The organism is Dehalococcoidia bacterium (assembly GCA_040902535.1).
In the GTDB taxonomy this organism is placed as follows: Bacteria; Chloroflexota; Dehalococcoidia; order DSTF01; family JACRBR01; genus JBBDXD01.
On the sequence record JBBDXD010000028.1, the window covers coordinates 186180 to 207937 of the forward strand.

The window sequence follows — 21758 nt, forward strand, 5'->3', positions numbered from 1 at the left end:
TGAGCGAACGCGAAGGATCTCGTCTCGCACTGCACCGCGCGCCGCTTAACCTCACCCGACCGCCGCATAACGTCATCCTGAGCGAATGCGAAGGATCTCGTCTTGCACTGCACCGCGCGCCGCTTAACCTCACTGACCGCCGCATAACGTCATCCTGAGCGAACGCGAAGGATCTCGTCTCGCACTGCACCGCGCGCCGCTTAACCTCACTGACCGCCGCATAACGTCATCCTGAGCGAACGCGAAGGATCTCGTCACGGCCACACGCGCATCCCCTCGCCAAAACGACGTACGCACCGTCACGCTCCATCCTTCCGTTCCCGCTCCTCCCGCAGAATCCGAAACACCTGCCGCCGCGAGATCGCAAACGTCACCGCGATCGCCGCGATCGGCGCGTCGTACTTGCGACGCAACACCGCGATCTCGCGGTCACGCGCGCAGTTCCCGAGACGGCGCGCGCTGCGAGGGACGTCGTACTTGCATCGCGGCAACGGACAGTTGAGACAGCTCGGAGCCAGATCGCACCCCGTGTCGCGATACACCGCGTCCTCGGGCAGCGTGTCGCAGCGCACGAGCGCCAGCCGCGGCGCGCCCGCATTGCGCGCGAGAAGCGGCGCTTCTTTGTCATCGTCGTCGTTGTGCAATGCAACCATCCGTACCACCCCGCCACTCGTCCTTCGTTGCCGGCCGTCTCGACGTGCGAGCCCTACGTCGGCGCGCGGACGCGGCCTAGCGCCGCCCTGCGCGTCTGCGTCTTCGCCGCGCGCACCAGCAGCGCCGCGCTCACCAGGTAGTCGTCGTGGCACTCCGCCGCGTCGCAGTAGAAGTTCATCGTCCCGTTCGATCGATAGGCGACGCGCGCCAGCGACGCCTGCCGCCAGAACTCGCTGCACTCACTCGATCCGTCGGCGGCGTACATCTTCACGCGGGCGCCGTTGACCGCCGCGATGAGGTCGAAGCCCAGCGCCGACTTGCTCGCCGCCGTGAACTTCAGCGCCTCGACGCGCGATTCGCCGAGCGCTGCCGCGACGACGCGCGCAGCCGTCTCGCCCAGCCCCGTCGCGTCGACCGCGACGCGGTTCACGCGCCACCGCCGCAGCAGGTCGATGAGCTGCGGCAACAGCGCGTCGTGCGGCACGCCCGTCCAGCAGTAGTGCTCGACGATCTCGACCCGCGGCTCCTGCACCAGCGCCGAAGCATCGGCGAAGACGACGCGGCCGATCGTGAGCACCGTCGCGTCGTGCGATGCGGCATCTGCCGCGTTCGCGGCCCCTCCGCCCAGGTCGAGCCCGGCGACGTAGGCCGCGCCCGGCGTCGGCCATGCTTCGCGCCCGTGCTCCCCTGCGAGCAGCCCCTGCTGCACGTTCGACAACAGGCGTCCCGCGCCGGCGATCGTCTTCAGGCAGTACTGCGTCAGGAACAGCGGGTGCGTCTCTCCCAACTCCTGCCGCCGCTTCTCGACGTGCGCGAGGTACTCCGCGTTGTGCCGCGCGACGTGCTGCCAGTCGTACTCGAAGTGGCGGCGCACGCCGTCGCGACGTTCCGCTTCCAGGTTCGCCTGCTTCGCGCGCTCGAGCAGGCTCGAGCCGTCCCAGGCCGTGCCGTACATGACGGTCGTGACGTTCGCCGTCGCGCCCATCGGCGCGAACTCGCGTTCGTACTTCTCCGTGTCGACGTCCTGCGCTTCATCGACCTCCAGCAGCAGGCTCGCCGTATGGCCGACGACGCTCGCATGGCGCTCCGCCGAGAGAAAGTACAGCCGCGCCCGCCCGACGCTGATCGCGCTCGGCTCCGCCTTCGTGACGGGCGCCATGCCGGCCTCCGTCAGCCGGTTGCGCAGCCGCCGCATGCTGACCAGGAGCTGTGGGTTGCGCGTCGGCGCGCATTTCACCGCCTCGCGGTCCTGCCCGGCGGAGAGCGCCAGCAGGAACAACTCGATCTGCGCCGAAAGCTCGTTCTTGCCGCCCTGCCGCGCGATCTCGATCGTGATCGTCCGCCCAGCCCGCTCGATGACGGAACTCAGCACGGCGCGCGCAGCCTCGCGCTGATACGGACGCAGCGCGTACAGCCCGCCGTCTTGCCGGCGCTTCATGCGTACGATGCTTGCGGGCGTGACGGTCACGATCGCTCCTTCATGCAAATAGCCGCAGCACCACCTGCGTGACGGCGGCGCCCGCCACCACGAAGAGCAGTCCGTTGACGCGCGTCCGTACCTCCGCCAGGTCGCGTTCGAGCGCGCGCAGCCGTTGCGCGACCACGGCACGAAACGCCGGCGCGCTCATCGCCTCCAGCGGCTCGACGCTCGCGCCGCGCTGAGCGACCACCAGGCTGCGAATGGCGCTGCGCAGCCGCCTCGACGCGCGTGATTCCCGACGTTCAGACATCGTTGTCCATCCCCATCAGGCCGGGCGCGATCTGCTCCCCCAGGTCGCGCAACGTCGCCGTCATGCGCTCCGCGAAGTCCTGCGCGTTCTTCGGGCTCATGCGGTACTTCGCCGAGACCGCGCGCAACAGCGAGTCAACGTTCTTCAGCATCACGTCGTACGTCTCCGGCCGGTCGCACAGGTGCTTCCGCAGCACCAGCCGCAACGCCGCGATTTCGTCCTCGATGCCGTCGATCTGCGCCGCCTGCCAGAGCAATTCCTGGTCGGCCCCGTCGAACGCGCCGGCGTAGAAGTTGCGACGCCGTGGCGCCGGATCACGTTGTGCGCGTCGCATCGCTGTCCTCCGTCAACGTGAGCGCGGCAAGCAGGTCGTCGAGCGTCGCCTCCGGCGCGTCCTCGATGGCGCGCGCCAGGGCGAGCAATGCGTAGAGCGCGGCGGCGTCCCAGTCCCGCCGCTTGATCGCCCGCGCAAGGCCCGTACGTAGTTTCATCGCCCGTGCCTCCTCAGGATCAGCGCCGAGAGCAGCAGCGTGCCGCCGAGCAGCACGACGCGTGAAGCCAGCCATGGCGCCGGCGCGAAGAACGGCGCCACATCCAGGTCGAAGCGGTGCGCGGAGTAGAGCGCTTGCGCGAACACGGCCTGCACCGCGACGCCGCCGCTGACGACCGCAAGCACCATCACGGCGTGACGCCGCCCGGGCGTGCGCTCGCCAGCCCGCCGGGCCAGCAGCACCGCCGCGTTGAACGCCGACGCGACCGCGGTAGCGCCATCGGCGGCGAAGGTGAGGGCGGCGGCAACGTCCACGCTGCGCATCCTTCGAGTCCTTGCTGTACGCGGGGAACGAGATACGGAGCAGTGTAGAACATGTGTTCTACCCCCCCGGAAGGCGCGCATGTCACCCTTTCGCGTGGTGCCCCCACCGCCATGACGAATCCGAATCTCGCCCTCGCCCTCGCCCTCGCCCTCGCCCTGGAAGCAGCATCGTCGTCCGGTCAAGGGGGCTGACCGTGGCTGACGCGTGGCGTCGCCTGCACTGAGGGAGCGGGCGGGGCGACGCCGCTGTGCGAGGCGCAGACTGGCGTCCGCGAAAAACGTCAGACGGAGGGTCGCACTGCTGCACGGGGCGGGGGCGCCACGCACTCCCGACTCACACACGCCAAGCCGCATACGAGCGTCGCGCCCGGCGTCATTCGGAGCGAAGCGAAGAATCTCCCGGCGGGCGCCAGGCTAGGCACCGGTGTCGCCCGGCTCGAAAGCGAAGGGCCGTCGGGCTTCGCGGAGAGCGCATCCGCGATGGGCGAACCCCGAGCGTCAGTCGGCGTCCGCGAAAAACGTCAGACGGAGGGTCGCATTGCTGCAATCCTCCGTCTGTGTTGAAGGCCCCGCCTCCTTCAACTAAGAACCTAAACGGCTACCCCATACCGGCATTACAAGCCCGCCCGGGCGTCAAGCAACGCCCGCATATACTCCGCACAACATGCCGCTACCCTCTCGCCGGTCCGAGTTCTTCGCGGGCGTGCGCGGCCAGGTGCCGCTGCTGCTCGGCGTGACGCCCTTCGGTCTCGCGTATGGCGCCTACGCCGTCGAGACCGATCTTTCCGGCGCGCTTGCCCAGTCGATGTCGTGGATCGTCTTCGCCGGCGCGAGCCAGTTCGTCGGCACGCAACTGATCGCCCAGGGCGTGCCCGGCGTCGTGATCGTCCTGTCGGCCGCGCTCGTCAACGCGCGCCACATGCTCTACAGCGCGTCGATCGCGCCCTACGTCGAGCATCTGGGCGGCGGCTGGCGCTGGCTCCTCGCATACCTGTTGACCGATGAGGCCTACGCCGTCGCCATGCACCGCTACCGCCGCGAAGATGCGGCGCCGCGCGCGCACTGGTTCTTCTTCGGCACGGCGCTCGCGCTCTGGGTCTGCTGGCAGGTCAGCACCGCCGCCGGCATTCTCGTCGGCGCGGCCGTGCCTGCCGGCTGGCAACTCGACTTCGCACTGCCGCTGACGTTCCTTGCGATCGTCGTTCCGTTGCTGCGTGACCGAGCGTCGCTCGCGGCCGCCACGGTCGCGGGCGCCGTGGCGCTCGCCGGATACCAGTGGCCGTACGGGACCGGACTCTTCACCGCCGCCGTCGCCGGCATCGCGGCGGGCCTCATCATCGAACGCAGCCTCCGCGACCGCCGCCGCGACGACGTCTCGCCGGACATCGAACTCGCATGAACCTCTGGATCATCGTCATCGGCATGGGCCTCGTCACGTACGCCATCCGCCTGTCGATGCTCGTGTTCGTCCACCACTCGACGCTCCCCGCCTTCGCCCGCGATGCGCTCCGCTACGTGACGCCCGCCGCCCTGACCGCGATCATCCTGCCGGCCGTCCTCTATATCGGCGAGCAAGAGACGTTCGACGCGACCTTCGGAAACGAACGGCTGCTGGCCGCCGTGCTGGCAGCGGCCGTCGCGCGCCTCACGTCGAATACCTGGCTGACGATCGGCGCCGGCATGTCCGCGCTCTGGGCCCTCGAAGCGCTGACGTAGTCCCGCGCGCGCTTGCTACACTGCCCGCACTCCGCCAGTACCATCGCGCCGAGGACGTTCCGATGACGACGACCGCATCCGAAATCGAAGCCAAGGCCCGCGAAGCCAAACTCGCGGCCCGCCGCCTCGCGACCGCATCGACGGATGCCAAGAACGCCGCGCTCAACGCGCTCGCCGACGCTCTCATCGCGAACGCCAGCGAGATCGTCGCGGCGAACGACCGCGATACCGCCCGCGGCCGCGAAGACGGGCTCGGCGAAGGCATCATCGACCGGCTCACGCTCAACGCCCAGCGTATCGAAGGCATCGCGAACGACACCCGCAACGTCGCGCGACTGCCCGACCCGGTCGGCGAGACGCTCGAGATGCACACGCGGCCCAACGGCATGATGGTCGGCAAGATCCGCGTGCCGTTCGGCGTCATCGGCGCCATCTACGAGAACCGCCCGAACGTCACCGTCGATATCGCCGCGCTCTGCCTCAAGGCGGGCAGCGCGACGATCTTGCGCGGCGGCAAGGAAGCGCTCGAATCAAACAAGGTGCTCGGCCGCATCATCAGCGGTGCCGTTGCCGGCGCAGGCCTCCCCGCCGGCTCCGTGCAGGTCATCGAATCGAGCGACCGCGCGATCGTGGCCGAGATGCTGCAGATGAAGGAATACATCGACCTCGTCGTGCCGCGGGGCGGCGAAGAGCTGCTCCGCTTCGTCGAACAGCACGCCACCATGCCGGCCCTGATCGGCGGCGTCGGCGTCTGTCATACCTACATCGACCGCGATGCCGACGCCGAGAAGGCCGTCCGCATCGCCGTCAACGCCAAGACCCGCCGCTACAGCATCTGCAACGCGCTCGATACCGTGATCGTGCACGCCGGCGTCGTCGATACGCTGTTGCCGCGCATCGCCGATGCCATGAACGAGAAGGGCGTCGAACTGCGCTGCGACGACAGGGCGTTCGAAGCGCTGTCCGGCAAGAGCAACGTCGTGCGCGCGTCGTCGGATGACTTCGGCAAGGAGTTTCTCGCGCTCGTCGCGTCTGTGAAGGTCGTCGACTCGTATGACGATGCCGTCGACTTCATCTACGAGCACGGCACCGGCCACTCCGACGCCATCGTCACCGAGAACTACAGCACCGGCATGCGCTTCCTGCGCGAAGTGGATACCGCCGTCTGCTACGTCAACGCCAGCACGCAGTTCACCGATGGCGCGCAGTTCGGCATGGGCGCCGAGATCATTGATGCGACGCAAAAGGCACACGCGCGCGGCCCCGTCGGCCTCAACGAGATATGCACCTACAAGTGGATCGTCTTCGGCGACGGTCAGATCAGGCCTGCTTAGCGCGCTTCTCACGCGGCCTCGCGCGCATCGTCTTCACACCGTCTTCGTCGTACAGCACCGGCACCATCTCGTAGGCGTCCACCTGCGCCGCGAAGCGCAAATCGCCCCCGAAACCCGCGGTGAGAAGCGCCCGGCCATGCGAGGCCTGCCCGAATGCGCGCAGTGCATCGCCGTCGTACCAGCGCCACAGGTGGTACGCGGACCAGGCCTCGTCCGTCAGCTCGACCTCCGGATCGGTCTCGCGCGCCGCTTCGACGATCGCGCCGGCCGTCACCGTATCTTCCAGGCTGAACGCAACGCCGCGGTCGAGCCCTGCGCACAGCACCATCGCATCAAGCTGCCGCGTGCGTGCTTCTTCGAGCAGCCTGCGCGCCGCCGCCCGCCGGTTGAGCAGCGCTGCCGCGATGACAGCGGGCGACTCCGCGGCAGCGCCGAGCGCCTTCGTGCCGTTCGTCGTCCAGAGCACCGCCGACTTGCCCTTCAATGACAGCGCGTCGAACTCCGCGGGCGAGTTGCCGTAGTCGAAGCCCGCGATCGGCAGCATCTTCGCTTCGCCGCACAGCAGCGAGAAGTTGCGCAGCGCCAGTTGCCGCGCGTCCCGCAGCGAATCGCTGATCAACGCGCGCAGCAGCCCGCGCTCGAACATCGTCACCAGCGACGACGTCGCGCGCAGCACGTCGACGACCGCAACCGCATGCCTGCGCGGCTCCCGCATCAGCCGCGGCGTGAGCGCCACTCCCAGCTTCATGCGATCGAGCGTAAGCCCGCCCGCCTGAGAGATCGAGCGCCAGCGTCAAGCCTGCGCGTCAAGTCACGCGATTGTCAGTCCGCCCGCTTCCCGCTTCCCGCTTCCCGCTTCCCGCGTCCCGCTTCCCGCGTCCCGCTTCCCGCTTCCCGCTTCCCGCTTCCCGCTTCCCGCTTCCCGCTTCCCGCTTCCATCACGGTACGCTAAGCCCGATGATCCGCCCGCTGATCTTCTGGCTCTCGCGCAGCCGCGCCGCCGCGCACATCGCCGCCAACGTACCGGGATTCCGCGGCTTCTCACGCCGTTTCGTCGCCGGCGAGCGCCAGGCCGACGTCATCGAGGCGGTCCGCCGCCTCAACGCGCAGGGCTTCGATGCGACGGTCTCGTTCCTCGGCGAAGAGGTCAAGGAGGAGCGCGCCGTCCATGCTGCGATCGAGGAGTTCACGTCCTTCGCGCGCGCCGTCAAGCAATTCGCCCTGCGAAGCCACATCTCGATCAAGCTCACAGAGCTTGGACTGGCCTTCGACCGCGAACTTGCGGCCCGCTCCTTGCACGCCGTGCTCGATGCGGCGCAGGACGCCGGCGCCTTCGTGCGCATCGATATGGAGGACTCGCGCTACACCGAAGCCACCCTCGCGCTGTTCCGCGAGATCCGCGCGTCGCACGATAACGTCGGCGTCGTCATCCAGTCGTACCTCCATCGCAGCGCCGACGACGTCGCGCAACTCGCTGCGGAAGGGGCGCCGGTCCGGCTCGTCAAGGGCGCTTATCGCGAGCCCGCCGAGATCGCCTGCCAGGAGAAGCAGCAGGTCGACGACGCGTTCGCGCGGCTGACGGACCTGTACTTCGAGCATCTGGCGCCCGGCGGCTCGCTTGCCGTCGCCACCCACGACGCCCGCATGATCCGCGCCGCGCTCCGATCCGCCGAAACGCGCGCCATCCCGCGCGACCGATACGAGTTCCAGTTCCTGTACGGCATCCGCACCGGCCTGCAGCGCCAGTTGCTCGCGCAGGGCCACCGCGTGCGCGTCTACGTGCCGTACGGCGAGCAATGGTATCCGTACCTCATGCGACGCCTCGCAGAACGCCCCGCGAACCTCTGGTTCTTCCTGCGCAACGCCTTCCGCCGCGCCTGACCGGCCAGGCCCAATCTGTCGTGGTTCGACGACGGGCCTACGCCGACCGGAAGCCCGCGCTCGGCCACCTCCAACCTCCAGCGTCCAACCGCTCACGTACAACCCTTAACATCCCGCATCCCGCTTCCCGCTTCCCGCTTCCCGCTTCCCGCTCCCGCCTCCCGCTTCCCGCTTCCCGCTTCCAACGTCCCGCCTCCCGCTTCCCGCGTCCAACAGCCAGCCTCATGTACGATGCTCCCGATGGACATCATCGCGTCCGAACACCCGCTCGAGGAGATCCGCACGCGCGTCGCGGCGCTGCCGACGTTCTGGCGCCGCCGCCCCAGCGACGCCTCCTACGAGACGCTCCCCGGCGGCATCCGCCTCGCCGTCTTCACCTCGCCCTTCATCGTGCGCTGGGCGACGTGGTTCATCGCGCTGCTCGTCGTGCTGCTCGCCGGCCTGCCCGACGTCAACACGCGCTTCGAACCCTGGCTGCTCATCGGCACCTTCATCCAACTCACGCTGCTGACGTTCTACGTGCCGGTGCTGCGCCCCGCGCTGCTCGCCCGCCTGCGAAAATATTTCACGTCGCCGGAGCAGTACGACGTGCTCGTGATCGGCCTGCTCGACCTCGCGCTGGCGCTGATGGCGCTCTATCTCAGCGGCGGTTGGCGCAGTCCCTACTTCCACTTCGCGCTCACGGCGCTGCTGATCCCGTCGTTCTTCCTCACGTTTCGCGCCGTCGTCGGCCTCGGCCTCGCCTACATGCTCCTGTATTTCGCCGGCGTCGCGATCTTCGGCGATGGTGTGCGCGGTTCCTGGGCGGACCGCAATCTCAACAGCTTCATCGGCGCCATCATCACGCCCATGCTCATCGTCCTCGTGCCGAGCTACCTCGGCAGCCTGCTCCGTGAACTCGACGCAGCGCGGCGCGGCGCCGAAGAAGCGCTTGCCGATAACGAACTGCAGTACCGCGTCGCGCGCGCGTTCCTCGAGGGGAGCGGCAATCTCGACCGCGTGCTGCCCGGCGTCGCCCGCGCCGCGCTCGAAGCGTCCCGTTTCGACCATGTGGCGCTGATCACGCCCGGCGACCCGCATGATGGCCAGCTCCGCGTCTACGGCATGTTGATCGAAGACCTGCCCGACCTGCGCGAGATGTCGGCCGCCTTCGACGATGATGGCGCCCGCACCTACGCGCTGACGGCGCTTCCACCGACGCTTCGCTCGACCCTCGAGCACTCCGGCTGGCTCGCAGCCGTGCCCCTGCGCAGCGCCGAAGCCGTCGAAGGCTGGTTGATCGCCGCCACGCTCGAACGCCCGATCTCCATCCTGCACGAGGTACGCCTGCTCGACGCGGTCGCCGGACAGATCGCGCTCGGCATCCGCAACGTGCGCCTGACCGGCCGCGTCGCGGAGCTTGCGGCGGAGAGCGAACGCACGCGCATCGCCCGCGAGATCCACGACGGCATCGCGCAGATGGTGTACATGCTCTCGCTCAGCCTGGAGACGGCGGTGGACCGCGTCGGCACGAATCCGGAAGAGCAACGCCAGCGCCTCAAAGACCTCACGACGCTCGCCAAGAATGCGCTCTGGGAAGTGCGCCAGTACATCTTCGACCTGCGCCCTTTGCTTAGCGGCGACGAGGGGCTGGTCGGCGCGATCCAGGGCCAGGTGAAGGAGTTCCAGGCTGTCTCGGAGCTTCCCGTCGAACTGGAGATCACCGGCGATGTCGCCCGCCTGCCCGTCGAAACCAGCGCTGCGCTGTACCGCATCGTGCAGGAGGGTCTCGGCAACATCTTCCGCCACGCACAGGCATCACAGGTGCGCGTCGGCGTGCGCTTCGCCGGCGACCGCGTGACCCTCTCGATCGAGGACGACGGCATCGGCATACCGGAAGGCGAGCCGGGCGCGCGCGTCGGGTATGGTATGGGCAATCTGCGCGATCGCGTCGATGATCTGAGCGGGACCGTCGACATGGTGACGTCGCCGGGCGAAGGCACGCGCATCGAAGTCAGCGTGCCGATCGGGGAGGATGCGTGAAGACACGGCTGATGATCGTCGATGACCACGAGGTCGTGCGCATGGGCCTGAAGGCCGCGCTCGAGATCGAAGACGATTTCACCGTCGTCGCCGAGGCCGCGAACGGCAAGGAAGCGATCGACAAGGCGCGCGCGCACCAGCCCGACATCGTCCTCATGGACGTCCGCATGGACGGCATGGACGGCATCCAAGCGTGCCGCGAAATCCGCAACGAACTGCCGGCCACGAGAGTGCTGATGCTGACCTCCTTCGCCGAGGAGGAGACTGTCGTCGCCGCGCTATTGGCCGGCGCAGCCGGCTACGTGCTGAAGAACGTCGCGCGCGCCCGCCTGCTCGAAGCGCTGCGCTCCGTAGCCCGCGGCGAATCGCTGCTCGACTCAAAAGTCACGAAGAGCGTGCTCGAGAAGCTCGTCGGCATGCAGGCGAAGCCCGGCGACCAGGACGAACTGACCGCGCGCGAACGCGAGGTGCTCATGCTGATCTCCGAAGGCGCCACGAACAAGGAGATCGCGGCGAAACTCGTCGTCAGCGAAAACACCGCGCGCAATCACGTCAGCCACATCCTCAGCAAGCTGGGATTCAGCCGCCGCTCAGAGGCGGCCGCCTACGCAGCGCGCAAGGGGTTGGTGAAGGACGACTGAGAAACTAGTTTCGCCGTTGAGCTGCGGGGACGCGCGTGTTCCATGAGCGTAATTCCGGCCACAGATTGGAAGCCGCTCGTGCGCCAAGACCATGGTCCACAAAACGATGCTCGTGGGCCCAACGCAGAAGTGGGCTGTTCGTTGGATTGAGGCAGTACTGAGTAGCGATGCTTCCGTGGATCCTTTCACCATCAACTCGTCGTGTCGCTCCGAGGCTATCGAGAAAAGTATCCGGAGAAGGATCCTCCCTGGGATGAAGACTTGGTCTACGACTTCGTTAAAATTGCCTGGGGTCCCACATTTCGGGTGCTGGAAGGCAAGGATAGTGAAGAGGAGCTACGCGACCAATTGCGGTCGTGGCTGCGCGGCCTCAAGAGGATGATCTAGCGGCGACGTAGGTCTTACTGCGAGTTCCTACCCGGCGCCTGCTGCCAGAACGCGACGGTGGCACTGACGACTTACAACTTACGACTTACAACTCACTTCGCCACCGCCACCGGCACTTCGTTCTTCAGATAGAATGTCATCGACTGCAGCGCAAGCACCGGGTCGATGTCCTTGATGTGTACGTGCCGCGGCACGTGCGCCGCGATCGGCGCGTAATTGAGAATCGCGTTCACGCCCGCGCCCACCAGCGCATCGATCACCGACTGCGCCGCCGCCGCCGGCGTCGCGACGATGCCGATGTCGACGCGCACGTTCTGCAGCAGATGCGGCAACTCATCGACGGGCTTGATCACCTGGTGCTCGATCGTCTCGCCGATCAGCTTCGGATCCGCATCGAACGCGCCGACGATGTTGAATCCCTGCGGCGCGAAGCCGGCGTACTGCAGGATCGCGCGTCCCAGCTGCCCGACGCCGATCACCACCATGTTCCACTCGCGGTCGAGGCCCAGGATCTGGTGCAACTCCTCGAGCAGGCGCTTGACGTTGTAGCCGCGCCCCTGCTTGCCGAAACGCCCGAAGTAGCTGAGGTCCTTGCGGATCTGCGCCGGCGTCACCCCGAGCTGCGCCCCCAATTCCTGCGAACTGACGACCTCGCGGCCATTTCGCTCCAGCGCCGCCAGCGCGCGCGCGTACACGGGCAGCCGGTCGATGACGACATCTGGAATTTCTATGGGCATTTGGGCTCCTGCGCGAAGCTGGTTGCGGGGACGGTAGCACCCAATTGCGCAATTTGGCGCAATGTATCACCGCCCCTCCCATGGGTCAACGGATCGCCGGCCGCCGGCGCAGCGACGCGGAATCGCCGGACGGCGCGCCAGCCTCCAGCCTCCAGGCACGATGAAACGCACCGAAGACAGTCGAGCCGCCGGCTCAACGGATCGCCAGGCGCCGTCGGCATCGCGCAGAATCGCTGGACTGCACCTCCAGCCTCCAGCCTCCAGTCACGACGAAACGCACCGAAGACACAGTCGAGCCGCCCTAGAGCTTCAGCGCCAAAATCTCCCGGTACACGCTCGCGTCGCCCTTCACGTGCAGCCGGACGTCGATCACGCGCACCTTCAGCCGCGACGGCGCGTCGTCGAAATAGACCTCATCGCCCTTCTCGAACCGGTACTCGCTCGCCAGCGTCGCCAGCAACTGACCCTTCTTCGGCGAGAACGGGTCCGACTCGTAGATCTCCGTCTTCATGCCGCCTTGCTCCCATTCATGCGCGATCGCCTCGGTGAGGCCGGATCGTAGGACATCGAGCGCGGGCGTTCAACGGTGGAACGCGGAGCCGGACACGCTCGACGGGCAGCTTTGGGCCCGACAAGTAGAGGCGCACAGACTGTGCGCCCCTACTTCAGCGGCTTCGTTGCACGCCCCGGCTACTCGTACCGCAGCGCCTCCGCGATCGGGATCGTCGATGCTTGCCGCGATGGAATGATCGTCATGATCAACGACGCGATGAACGCGAATCCGCCGATCGCCAGGATCTGCACCCACGGAATGTAGAAGCTCGGCACGCCTCCCGGAATGAACTCGTCCGTCTGCATGAGCTGATACGCCAGCAGCAACGCCAGCGCGATGCCGCTCACAATACCCAACAGCGCCGTGAACGACGACTCCATGATGAAGCTCAGCGCAATCGCCCCCCGCGTGTACCCGATCGCCCGCAGCATGCCGATCTGCTGGCGTCGCTCCACCACGGTGCGGAACGCGATCACGCCCACGGCCGCGATGCCCACGAACAGGCCGATGCCCATGAAGCCCTGGATCAGATACAGGAAGCCCCGGCTCTGCGCCTGGTAGTCATCGATGATCTTGCGGATCGACTCCGCCTGCACACCCTGGAACAGCAACGTCCGCTCGATGTCCTGCGCGACAGCCGTCGCATCGGCGCCGTCCTGCAGCCGTACGTAGTGCACCGAGAGCAACGGCCGTTCGTACAGCTCGTCAAACACCTCGTCGGAGATGTGCATGCCGCTGAAGAGACCGCTGCTCGCCGTATTCAGCACGCCGATGACCTGCACGTCGCGAATCGCGCCTGTCGCCTCATCATGGAGCTGCACCCGGACCGGCTCGAATGTCCGGTCCTCCGGCTCGATGCCCTTCAGCGCGAATCCGCCCTCGAAGTCGTCGCCGCCGACGGCGAACGAATCGACGACTGCATAATCACCGCCCGCGGCGATCGCATCCCAGACTGCGTCGTCGCTGTCGAATCCAGTCGCGCGCGATTGAAATACCAGCTCGTTGTTCTCGGCGAAGCCGTCGCTCACGCCCAGGATCTGGTACTCCTCCCAGTCCTGGTCGCCGGGAAGCCGCACGCCCGCGACCGACGAATTCGCCTGCTGCACCTTGTCGACGCCGGCGATCGTGCTCGTGTCGACCGTCCCGTCGCTGCCGGCGCCGCCATCGGCGCCCGCGCTCTCCAGCGTCGTCACCAGGTCGTCGACCGGATTGCCCGGATTCTCGAACGCGATGACGTCGTAGCCGCCCTCCGCCTCTTCGCTCAGGAACACCCGGTCGAAGTTCCCGTTGATCGTCGACATCATCACCAGCGCAAACATCACGAGCGAGATCATCGCGATCGTCATGCCCGTGCGGAACTTGTTCGCCAGCGGATACGCGACCGCCGTCCGCACCGACGGAACGATGCGCGGCACGAGGCCACCCGTCAGCGTCAGCAAGCCCAGCAGCAAATCGGCGTTGTAGACGATGAGGAACGTCCCGGCCAGCACCATCGAAAGGCCGCTGACGAAGAACATGTCGATGTCGCCTTCAAGGTTGTTCACCGCCTCGAACGGCGTGCTGGCCCCGGCGAACATCAACCAGGCGATCAGCAGAAATGCCCCCGCACCGGTGTACACCGGCCGCGCCGGCAACCCCAACTGCGCCAGCACCATCGCGGCGCCGAACGTCGCCGCCGAAAACCCGAGGCCGAATGGCGCCGCCATGTCGGAGCCCAGTCCCAGCAAGATCGCGGCCACGCCCACGACGATCAGCACCGCGCCTAACTGGAAGATGCGCGACAGGCCGATGAAGACGGCAGCCGCCGCCAGCACGAACCCCGCGCCCCCAAATACGCCCAGGATCACCGCCAGCGTCGAGCCGGCCGCCGACGTGTCGTAAAGCTCGCCCGCCACGATGAACAGGCCGAAGCCGATCGCTCCCGATAACACGCCCGCCACGATAATCGCCGGACCGAGCAGCCACTGTCGCCAGCCCCGCGGCTTGAAGATCAGCCACCGCACCAGGCTCACCAGCCCGCCGATGCCCCGGAACTCCGGCCGCTCTTCGCGATCGCTCTGCTCCGGTATGTCGCGGATCGCGCTCACGATGTTCAGGTTGCCGATGCGCCACGACGAAAACGTCACGGTGATAAAGGTCAGCACCACCCCGATTGCGTACGACACGATCAGACTGCGCGCCGTCACGTGAAACACGATGCCAAGGCCCAGGTCCTCCGCGAACAGGCGCTCCATCATCTGCACCATGATCACGGAGACGCCGATCCCCAGCAGGCAGCCGACGGCCGCCGCGCCAAGGTTGTACACCATGCCTTCCGACATGAAGATCTGCACCAGGTGACTGCGCTTCGTACCGACCGCGCGCACCATCCCCATCTCGACTTTGCGCTCGGCCGCCAGCATTACGAAGATCAGGAAGATCAACATCATGCCCGCGGCGATCGAGAACAGACCCAGCACGACGAAGATCGTCGTGAACACCGAGGAGATCTCGTTCGCAGCTTCCACTGTGTCTTGTTTGATCGGCTGCGTGTTGAGCCTCGTGCCTTGGAGCAGCGCGGCGATCTCCGGCTCAACCTCGTCCGTCAGCTCCATGCCTTCGCGCACGCCACCGTCGTTCGATATGGCGATGAAGTCGATCTCCTCCGGTCGCCCGAACAGTTCCTGCGCCACGCTCCGCTCGACGAGGAACCCGTCATCAACGCCGGCGATCGAGCCGGTGAGCACGCGGTCCTTCACCACGTCCTTCACGCTGAACTCGTGCGACTCGCCGCCCACAAACAGCGACAACCGGTCACCCGGATCGATATCCAGGTCTTCCGCGACGGCTTCGTTCGCGTAGATCTCGCCCTCGCCCAGGTCGCCCGGCGATACGCGCTCGCCGGCAATCGTCTCGAAGTCCGACTCGAAGCCTTCGATCTCGGCCGGATCGATGCCCACCACCACGACCAGCGGTTCCGTGAGCCTCTTCGTCTCGTTCTGCACCGAAGCGGGACCGCGCACGACCCCCAGCGCGCCATCGACGCTTTCGTTGCGCTTGAACGCGTCGATGTACTGGTCAGCCTGACCATCGGGTATCGAGATCGCGGAGATCAGTCCGCCGCCGCCACCGGCGCCACCGTCTCCGCCGAATACGTCCATGCCGTTATCGTCGTTTCCCACTTCGACGATCTCGTCGATGCTGTGCAGCCGCTCGTACCCGGTGCTCGTAATGCTGTAGTCCACCGTGTCGCCGATCGCGAACGCCGTCGAGATGATCAGCGTGCTCAACATCAGCCCGACGATGATCAGCGTCGTCTGCGCGCGCCGCCGCGGGATATTGCGCACGCCGATGAGGAACATGACGCGGTTGCGGAGGACCACGTACAGCACGGTAGACAGCGCCACCCCCAGGATCACCAGCAGCGCGATCATGATGTACGTCATGTCGATGCCGAAGAACTCGTTCATGCGCGCGCCCCCGCCGGGACTTCTTCGCTCACGATCTGTCCGTCCTTCATGTGGACGATGCGATGGCACAACGCCGCGATCTCGGGCGCGTGCGTGACGATGACGAACGTCTGGTTGTGCTGGCGGTTGAGGTCGATGATGAGCTGCATGATCTCGCTGGCGTTCTGCGTGTCCAGGTCGCCCGTCGGCTCGTCACCCCAGACGATCGCCGGGTTATTGACGAGCGCCCGCGCGATCGTCACACGCTGGCGCTGCCCGCCCGAAAGCTGCGCCGGCTTGTGCTTCGCCCAGTCGCGCAGGTGTACCAGGTCGAGCGACTCCAGGGCACGCTTGCGCGCCTCAGCGGCCTTCGTGCCCGAAACGAGCAGCGGCAACTCCACGTTCTCGACGGCGCTCAGCACCGGCAACAGGTTGTAGAACTGGAAGACGAACCCCATCTGCCTGGCGCGGAACTCCGTCCGCTTGTTGTCGGACATCTTGTTGATGTCTTCGCCGTTGATCAGGATCAGTCCTTGGTCGATCGTGTCGAGCCCGCTCATCGAGTTGAGCAGCGTCGTCTTGCCGCAACCCGAAGGCCCCATGATCGCGACCATCTCCCCGCGCGGGACGCTCAGCGTGACGCCCTGCAGCGCGCGCACTACGACGTCTTCCGTGCGGTACGTCTTGTGGACGTCGCGCGCATCGATGATCAGGTCCGTGCCATTCCGCGAGGGGGTGGCCGTCGTCGTCAGTGGCTGCGTCGGTTGCGTGCTCATGCCTGGCCTGCTTCCTGAATTGAGATCGATGTGAGGTCGATGTGCTGCGTCGATGCGTCCTCTGTGGCGGCGGATTCCGCGGGCGGCGCGCTGCCGCTGGGCCAACGCGACCATGCCCCCAAAGATGATCCAAGGTAACAAGGACGTCCGTCGCCTGCCTCCGTCATACGACTGAGATTTGCGTAAACGCCGCGTGCGGCGCCTTGGTTAATCACTCCTTAACCTCACTTCTCGGAGTCGCTCCGTCCAGGTGTACGGCCATCGCTGCCACCAGCGCGTCCCACTCACTGCGCATCGCCCGCAGCGCCCCCCGCCCCTTCGACGTCAGACGGTAGTACTGCCGTGGCGGCCCCGCGTCGGACTCCTGCCAGAACGTCTCGACCAGCCCCTCCCGCTTCAACCGCCGCAGCAGCGGGTAGATCGTCCCCTCCCCCGACGCGAGCTGAGCCGCCGACGCGATCCGCGTCACGATCTGGTAGCCGTAGCTCGCCTCCCGCCCGATGATCGCCAGGATGCACAGCTCCAGCACCCCGCGCCGCAACTGCGCCCCCCACTCACCCTCGTTCGCCTGTACCACCGCCATGTCTACTGTGTAGCACAAGGTACTATGGTACGCAAGGTAGCCCCCCGCCCGTCACTCTCACAGGCACCCCATCATTCACCACCACCCCATCATTCACCGCCACCCCGTCATTCAGAGCGAAGCGAAGAATCTCCCCCAAGACAACCTCTGTCGCGCAGCCCAATCGTCAATAGCAACTGCGCCAGCCCCGCCGTCATCCTGAGCGAACGCAAGGATCCCCCGTGAAACGCACCGACCCCACCCCACCCGTCATTCAGAGCGAAGCGAAGAATCTCCTCCCACGACAACCGCGATCGCGCAGCCCAATCGCCAACAGCAACCCCGCCCAGACCCCTCCGTCATCCTGAGCGCACGCGAAGGATCCCGTCATGAAACGCACACAATGCAACGCAAAAAGCCAACAGCCCCCGCGAAGCGAGGGCTGCCGAAAGAACTTACAACTGAAAACTCAGAACTTACAACGAAAAACCTACACGTCCAAATTCTTCACCTGCGTCGCGTGCCCCTGGATCCACTTCTTCCGCGGCGCCACTTCATCGCCCATCAGCGTCGAGAAGATCTCCTCGGCCTTCATCGCGTCTTCGATGCTCACACGGAGCATCGTGCGCTTCTCCGGGTCCATCGTCGTCTCCCAGAGTTGCTCCGGGTTCATCTCACCAAGACCCTTGTAGCGCTGGATACCCGCCTTCTGCCCATCTTTGACTTTCGAGAGGAACTGGTCGCGCTCCTGGTCGGAGTAAATCCACGTGTGCTGCCGGCCGACCTGGATCCGGTAGAGCGGCGCTAGCGCGATGTACAGGTGCCCCTCTTCGATCAGCGGCCGCATGTAACGGAAGAAAAACGTCAGCAGCAGCGTGCGGATGTGCGAGCCGTCGACGTCGGCGTCCGCCATGATGATCACGTGGTGGTAGCGCAGCTTCGCCAGGTCCAGCGTGTCCCCGAAGCTGGTGCCGAGCGCTGTGATCAGGGCCCGGATCTCCTCGTGCGCCAGCATCTTTTCGATCCGCGCCTTCTCGACGTTGAGGATCTTGCCGCGCAACGGCAGGATCGCCTGGGAGCGGCGGTCGCGCCCGCTCTTCGCGGTGCCGCCCGCCGAGTTACCCTCGACCAGATACAACTCGCACTTGTCCGGATCGCGCTCCGAGCAGTCCGCCAGCTTGCCCGGCAGCATCGTGCCATCGAGCAGTCCCTTGCGCACCACCAGGTCGCGCGCCTTCCGCGCCGCCTCGCGCGCCCGCGACGCCATGATCCCCTTTTCGATGATCCGGCGCCCGTCCGACGGGTGCTCCTCCAGGTATTGCAGCATTCCTTCGGCGACCGCGCTTTCGACGTGCGTCTTCACTTCGGCGTTGCCGAGGCGCGTCTTCGTCTGTCCTTCGAACTGCGGCTCCGGCAGCTTGACGCTGATCACCGCGACGAGACCCTCGCGCACGTCGTCTCCCGTGAGGTTCGGATCGTCGTCCTTCAGGTACTTCTGCCTGCGCGCATAGTCGTTGAGCACGCGCGTCAACGCCGAGCGGAAGCCCGTCAGGTGCGCGCCGCCGTCGATCGTGTTGACGGTGTTCGCGAAACTGAACTCCGCCTGCGAGAAGCCGTCGTTGTACTGCACCGCCGCTTCGATCTGCGTCGCCTCGACCGTCTTCTCGATGTAAATCGGGCGCTGATTCAACGTGTTGCGGCCGCGGTTGATGTGCCGCACGAAGCTCGCGACGCCACCCTCGAAGCAGAAGTTCATCTCCAGCTCGCGCCCCGCGCGATGATCGATGAGACGGATCCAGAGTCCCTTCGTCAGATACGCCATTTCGCGCAGGCGCTGCAACACAGGCTCTACTTCGTAGTCGATGCTCTCGAAGATCTCGTCGTCCGCGATCCATGCCGTCGTCGTGCCGGTGTGCTTCTGCTTGGGCTCCGGCGTGGTCTTCATGGCGCCCTTGGGGATGCCGCGCTCGTACTCCTGCCGGAACACCTTGGCGTCGCGGCGCACTTCCACCCACATCTTGCGCGAAAGCGCGTTCACGACGGACGCGCCGACGCCGTGCAGCCCGCCCGAGACCTTGTACGCGCCGCCGCCGAACTTACCGCCCGCGTGCAGCACCGTCATGATCGTCTCGAGCGCCGACTTTCCCGTCGTCTTGTGCTTGTCGACCGGGATACCGCGGCCGTTGTCGATCACCTTCACCCAGCCGTCGGCTTCGATCGTCACTTCGACGCGCGTCGCGAAGCCCGCCATCGCCTCGTCGACCGAGTTATCGACGACTTCCTTGATCAGTTGCTGCAGACCGCGCTGGTCCGTCGTGCCGATGTACATGCCCGGGCGGCGGCGGACAGCCTCCAGCCCCTCGAGCACCTGGATGTCACTCGCGGTATAGGTCGCGGCCTTGCTGTTCTTGCCTTTGCCGCGCTTCGCCGGCACTTCGTCTTCGACGCGCTGTCTTACCATCTACACTCGCTGTCCGTGCTCAAAATGAGGGGTGGGCCGGGATCGAAAAAGACCCGTCGACGGCGGCCGGAACAGGGTCCGAATTTGCGGGTCTGAACGCCTCGGCATCTGTTCACATTCTATCACAAAAGAGCCTCCCGCGGGCGCTCTATTCGCGCCGGATCTGGCGCCGGATCAGCCCTGATTTTGAATCTGACGAGCGCCGACTTTTAGATCGATAACGCGATATCTTCCCACCCCGTTTGCGACTGCCCGATCGGGCGCGCCATCCGGCCCCCTGGAGGGCACCCAAAGCGCCGCGCCAACGGGGCCCCGCGATCCCCTCCACGGCACCGCTGCGCATCCGATCGTGATGCGATTCCACCTAGAATGGAGCGGCGAAAGGACCCACAACAATGGACCGCCTGAAGGACAAGGTCGTGCTCGTCGCCGGCGCCGGCGGCCGCCAGGGCACCGCCGTCCCTCTGCTCTTCGCGCGCGAGGGCGCGAGGGTCGCGCCTGCCGGCCTCGTCGCAGACGAACTGGAGACGATCGCGCAAAAAATCCGCGCCGGCGGCCGCGAAGCCGTCGTGCGCGCGTCCGACCTCTCCGACGCCGACGAAGCGGAGGCCGCCGTCCGCATGGCGATCGACGCGTTTGGCCGCATCGACGTCCTCTACAACAACACCGGCATTTACACCGCCGGCGATGCGCGCACGGCGGACACGGACCTCAACCAGTGGCACCAGTTGCTCGAGGTGAACCTCGAGTCGCACTTCCTCATGGCGAAGTTCGCGTTGCGCGAGATGGTGCGCCGCCAGTCCGGCGCCATCATCAACGTTGCCGCCGCGCGCGCCGCTCGGCTCGGCGGCAACGTCGGCTACGCCGCGTCGAAGGCCGCCATCATCGGCATCACGAAGAAGATGGCGCGCGAGTACGCCGCCGACAACATCCGCGTCAACTGCATCTGCCCGACGAACATCCAGGCGTCGCCCGACCCCGAAGACCCGCGGCCGCCCGAACGCAAGATCGCCCGCGATGGCACGCCCGAAGACGTCGCCTACGCCGCCCTCTTCCTCGCGTCCGACGAATCGCCATGGATCACCCGCGTCGAACTGGTGGTAGATGGCGGCGCTGAGGTGATGGGATAGCGGCCTCGCACGTTGCCAACGACGGCCACAGCAAAATGCATGCGCCCGTGAGCGACAGAAACGCGGGCTGAAAGCCCGCGCTCAACAAAAAACAAGCTCTGCGCCTCTGCGGCTCTGCGGCTCTGCGGTGAAACTCCCGCCGGTCAGTCGCCGTGCGGCTGCGCCGCACCCGCAAGATGAAACCGATACCCCACGTTGCGCACTGTCTCGATGAACGTGTGCGAAGCATCTTCGATCTTGCTGCGCAGCCGCCGCACGTGTACGTCGACGGTGCGCGCGCCGCCGTAGAAGTCGTAACCCCAGACGCGGTTGAGCAGCGCCTCGCGCGTGAACACCTTGTCCTGGTTCGTCGCCAGGAAGCGCAACAACTCGTATTCCTTGTACGTCAGCTCGATCGGCCGGCCGCTCACGTACACCTTGTAATTCGACAGGTCGATGCGCAGGTCGCCCGCGCTCAGCGTGTTGTCGCTCTCGACGCCTGACTTCAGCCAGATCGCGCGGCGTACGCGCGCCGCCACTTCTTCGTTGAGCGCCGGATAGACGACGAAGTCGTCGAACCCCGCCGCGAAGTCGAACGTCGCAAGCTGGTCGCTGCGGACCACGGCGATCGCCGCCACTTCGTGCGCCAAGTCCGGCGAGCGCAACAGCGCCTTGATCGCGGCCGTGTCCGCCCGCCCCAGGAGGTTGAACACCATCACCGCCGCGGCAGGCTGCTGCCCCTCCAACGCGCCGTCGACGCGCGCGTGACGCACCGAGAATCCGGCCTCCTCCAGCGTCTCCGCCAGCGGCCTCAAATCTTCCGTCGCGTCGATGAAGACGATGCTCGTCACCGCAGTTCCTCCGATGCCCCGTGAGTATATCGGCGCCGTGTTACGCCCGGATGACGATCGACGCCCGCCAGTGCTCGCGCATCCCACCACAACTTCTCACGT

At 66.4% G+C, this 21758-nt stretch carries 21 protein-coding genes; 7 read left to right on the forward strand and 14 right to left on the reverse strand.

What is annotated here, in order from left to right:
- Positions 1 to 299 precede the first annotated feature (299 nt).
- The 6 genes from WEB52_16065 to WEB52_16090 are packed head-to-tail and all read right to left on the reverse strand — an operon-like array spanning position 300 to position 3189.
- Complete coding sequence (locus tag WEB52_16065; protein ID MEX2227949.1) at positions 300 to 653, reverse strand: hypothetical protein; 354 nt, start codon at positions 651 to 653, stop codon at positions 300 to 302.
- Between the two features lie 53 nt (positions 654 to 706).
- Positions 707 to 2122, reverse strand: a complete 1416-nt coding sequence (locus WEB52_16070) for a hypothetical protein (protein MEX2227950.1) — start codon at positions 2120 to 2122, stop codon at positions 707 to 709.
- A gap of 10 nt (positions 2123 to 2132) precedes the next feature.
- Positions 2133 to 2384, reverse strand: a complete 252-nt coding sequence (locus WEB52_16075; protein ID MEX2227951.1) for a hypothetical protein — start codon at positions 2382 to 2384, stop codon at positions 2133 to 2135.
- Positions 2377 to 2718, reverse strand: a complete 342-nt coding sequence (locus tag WEB52_16080) for a hypothetical protein (GenBank protein ID MEX2227952.1) — start codon at positions 2716 to 2718, stop codon at positions 2377 to 2379. The genes WEB52_16075 and WEB52_16080 overlap by 8 nt, the downstream gene beginning before the upstream one ends.
- The gene (locus WEB52_16085; GenBank protein ID MEX2227953.1) at positions 2699 to 2875 is read right to left on the reverse strand and encodes a hypothetical protein; all 177 of its coding nucleotides are present in this window, start codon (positions 2873 to 2875) and stop codon (positions 2699 to 2701) included. Before WEB52_16085 ends, WEB52_16080 begins: the two co-directional genes overlap by 20 nt.
- On the reverse strand, positions 2872 to 3189 hold the full coding sequence (locus tag WEB52_16090) for a hypothetical protein (GenBank protein MEX2227954.1): 318 nt from the start codon (positions 3187 to 3189) through the stop codon (positions 2872 to 2874). Before WEB52_16090 ends, WEB52_16085 begins: the two co-directional genes overlap by 4 nt.
- Positions 3190 to 3862: 673 nt before the next feature.
- On the opposite strand from WEB52_16090, the gene WEB52_16095 reads away from it, so the two are divergent.
- From WEB52_16095 to WEB52_16105, 3 genes are all read left to right on the forward strand, one after another.
- Complete coding sequence (locus tag WEB52_16095) at positions 3863 to 4597, forward strand: AzlC family ABC transporter permease (protein ID MEX2227955.1); 735 nt, start codon at positions 3863 to 3865, stop codon at positions 4595 to 4597.
- Positions 4594 to 4914: an AzlD domain-containing protein gene (locus WEB52_16100; GenBank protein MEX2227956.1), complete on the forward strand. Its 321-nt coding sequence runs from the start codon at positions 4594 to 4596 to the stop codon at positions 4912 to 4914. Before WEB52_16095 ends, WEB52_16100 begins: the two co-directional genes overlap by 4 nt.
- 62 nt (positions 4915 to 4976) lie before the next feature.
- Complete coding sequence (locus tag WEB52_16105; protein ID MEX2227957.1) at positions 4977 to 6248, forward strand: glutamate-5-semialdehyde dehydrogenase; 1272 nt, start codon at positions 4977 to 4979, stop codon at positions 6246 to 6248.
- On the opposite strand, the gene WEB52_16110 is transcribed toward WEB52_16105, so the two are convergent.
- Complete coding sequence (locus WEB52_16110) at positions 6235 to 6996, reverse strand: 2-phosphosulfolactate phosphatase (GenBank protein MEX2227958.1); 762 nt, start codon at positions 6994 to 6996, stop codon at positions 6235 to 6237. The genes WEB52_16105 and WEB52_16110 overlap by 14 nt on opposite strands.
- Positions 6997 to 7205: 209 nt before the next feature.
- On the opposite strand from WEB52_16110, the gene WEB52_16115 reads away from it, so the two are divergent.
- From WEB52_16115 to WEB52_16125, 3 genes are all read left to right on the forward strand, one after another.
- On the forward strand, positions 7206 to 8129 hold the full coding sequence (locus WEB52_16115) for a proline dehydrogenase family protein (protein ID MEX2227959.1): 924 nt from the start codon (positions 7206 to 7208) through the stop codon (positions 8127 to 8129).
- 240 nt (positions 8130 to 8369) lie between these two features.
- Positions 8370 to 10151, forward strand: a complete 1782-nt coding sequence (locus WEB52_16120) for a sensor histidine kinase (GenBank protein ID MEX2227960.1) — start codon at positions 8370 to 8372, stop codon at positions 10149 to 10151.
- Positions 10148 to 10792 carry a response regulator transcription factor gene (locus WEB52_16125; protein MEX2227961.1) on the forward strand — a complete coding sequence of 215 codons (645 nt, stop codon included), beginning with the start codon at positions 10148 to 10150 and terminating at the stop codon, positions 10790 to 10792. The genes WEB52_16120 and WEB52_16125 overlap by 4 nt, the downstream gene beginning before the upstream one ends.
- Positions 10793 to 11271: 479 nt before the next feature.
- Here WEB52_16125 and WEB52_16130 read toward each other — a convergent pair whose 3' ends face one another.
- The 6 genes from WEB52_16130 to gyrB form a co-directional block, all read right to left on the reverse strand.
- Positions 11272 to 11916, reverse strand: a complete 645-nt coding sequence (locus tag WEB52_16130; protein ID MEX2227962.1) for a redox-sensing transcriptional repressor Rex — start codon at positions 11914 to 11916, stop codon at positions 11272 to 11274.
- Positions 11917 to 12217: 301 nt separating this feature from the next.
- Positions 12218 to 12427 (reverse strand): hypothetical protein, encoded by a 210-nt coding sequence (locus WEB52_16135; GenBank protein MEX2227963.1) that lies wholly within the window; start codon positions 12425 to 12427, stop codon positions 12218 to 12220.
- A 179-nt stretch (positions 12428 to 12606) separates the two neighbouring features.
- Positions 12607 to 15918, reverse strand: coding sequence for an FtsX-like permease family protein (locus WEB52_16140; protein ID MEX2227964.1), 3312 nt, complete (start codon positions 15916 to 15918; stop codon positions 12607 to 12609).
- Positions 15915 to 16673 carry an ABC transporter ATP-binding protein gene (locus tag WEB52_16145; protein MEX2227965.1) on the reverse strand — a complete coding sequence of 253 codons (759 nt, stop codon included), beginning with the start codon at positions 16671 to 16673 and terminating at the stop codon, positions 15915 to 15917. Before WEB52_16145 ends, WEB52_16140 begins: the two co-directional genes overlap by 4 nt.
- Positions 16674 to 16884: 211 nt before the next feature.
- Complete coding sequence (locus WEB52_16150; protein MEX2227966.1) at positions 16885 to 17274, reverse strand: PadR family transcriptional regulator; 390 nt, start codon at positions 17272 to 17274, stop codon at positions 16885 to 16887.
- Positions 17275 to 17725: 451 nt separating this feature from the next.
- Positions 17726 to 19696 (reverse strand): DNA topoisomerase (ATP-hydrolyzing) subunit B, encoded by a 1971-nt coding sequence (gene gyrB, locus WEB52_16155; protein MEX2227967.1) that lies wholly within the window; start codon positions 19694 to 19696, stop codon positions 17726 to 17728.
- 395 nt (positions 19697 to 20091) lie between these two features.
- On the opposite strand from gyrB, the gene WEB52_16160 reads away from it, so the two are divergent.
- Positions 20092 to 20826: an SDR family NAD(P)-dependent oxidoreductase gene (locus WEB52_16160; GenBank protein MEX2227968.1), complete on the forward strand. Its 735-nt coding sequence runs from the start codon at positions 20092 to 20094 to the stop codon at positions 20824 to 20826.
- Positions 20827 to 20969: 143 nt separating this feature from the next.
- Here the strand turns inward: WEB52_16160 and WEB52_16165 are convergent, their stop codons facing one another.
- Positions 20970 to 21656 (reverse strand): response regulator transcription factor, encoded by a 687-nt coding sequence (locus WEB52_16165; GenBank protein MEX2227969.1) that lies wholly within the window; start codon positions 21654 to 21656, stop codon positions 20970 to 20972.
- Between the last annotated feature and the right edge of the window lie 102 nt (positions 21657 to 21758).

What these genes read in the sequence shown, in the direction of transcription:
- WEB52_16140 (MEX2227964.1), bottom strand. Translation starts at nt 15,918, where the DNA reads ATGAACGAGTTCTTCGGCATCGACATGACGTACATCATGATCGCGCTG.
- WEB52_16105 (MEX2227957.1), top strand. Translation starts at nt 4,977, where the DNA reads ATGACGACGACCGCATCCGAAATCGAAGCCAAGGCCCGCGAAGCCAAA.
- WEB52_16110 (MEX2227958.1), bottom strand. Translation starts at nt 6,996, where the DNA reads ATGAAGCTGGGAGTGGCGCTCACGCCGCGGCTGATGCGGGAGCCGCGC.
- WEB52_16100 (MEX2227956.1), top strand. Translation starts at nt 4,594, where the DNA reads ATGAACCTCTGGATCATCGTCATCGGCATGGGCCTCGTCACGTACGCC.
- WEB52_16085 (MEX2227953.1), bottom strand. Translation starts at nt 2,875, where the DNA reads ATGAAACTACGTACGGGCCTTGCGCGGGCGATCAAGCGGCGGGACTGG.
- WEB52_16135 (MEX2227963.1), bottom strand. Translation starts at nt 12,427, where the DNA reads ATGAAGACGGAGATCTACGAGTCGGACCCGTTCTCGCCGAAGAAGGGT.
- WEB52_16130 (MEX2227962.1), bottom strand. Translation starts at nt 11,916, where the DNA reads ATGCCCATAGAAATTCCAGATGTCGTCATCGACCGGCTGCCCGTGTAC.
- gyrB (MEX2227967.1), bottom strand. Translation starts at nt 19,696, where the DNA reads ATGGTAAGACAGCGCGTCGAAGACGAAGTGCCGGCGAAGCGCGGCAAA.
- WEB52_16080 (MEX2227952.1), bottom strand. Translation starts at nt 2,718, where the DNA reads ATGCGACGCGCACAACGTGATCCGGCGCCACGGCGTCGCAACTTCTAC.
- WEB52_16160 (MEX2227968.1), top strand. Translation starts at nt 20,092, where the DNA reads ATGGACCGCCTGAAGGACAAGGTCGTGCTCGTCGCCGGCGCCGGCGGC.
- WEB52_16120 (MEX2227960.1), top strand. Translation starts at nt 8,370, where the DNA reads ATGGACATCATCGCGTCCGAACACCCGCTCGAGGAGATCCGCACGCGC.
- WEB52_16115 (MEX2227959.1), top strand. Translation starts at nt 7,206, where the DNA reads ATGATCCGCCCGCTGATCTTCTGGCTCTCGCGCAGCCGCGCCGCCGCG.
- WEB52_16065 (MEX2227949.1), bottom strand. Translation starts at nt 653, where the DNA reads ATGGTTGCATTGCACAACGACGACGATGACAAAGAAGCGCCGCTTCTC.
- WEB52_16075 (MEX2227951.1), bottom strand. Translation starts at nt 2,384, where the DNA reads ATGTCTGAACGTCGGGAATCACGCGCGTCGAGGCGGCTGCGCAGCGCC.
- WEB52_16095 (MEX2227955.1), top strand. Translation starts at nt 3,863, where the DNA reads ATGCCGCTACCCTCTCGCCGGTCCGAGTTCTTCGCGGGCGTGCGCGGC.
- WEB52_16145 (MEX2227965.1), bottom strand. Translation starts at nt 16,673, where the DNA reads ATGAGCACGCAACCGACGCAGCCACTGACGACGACGGCCACCCCCTCG.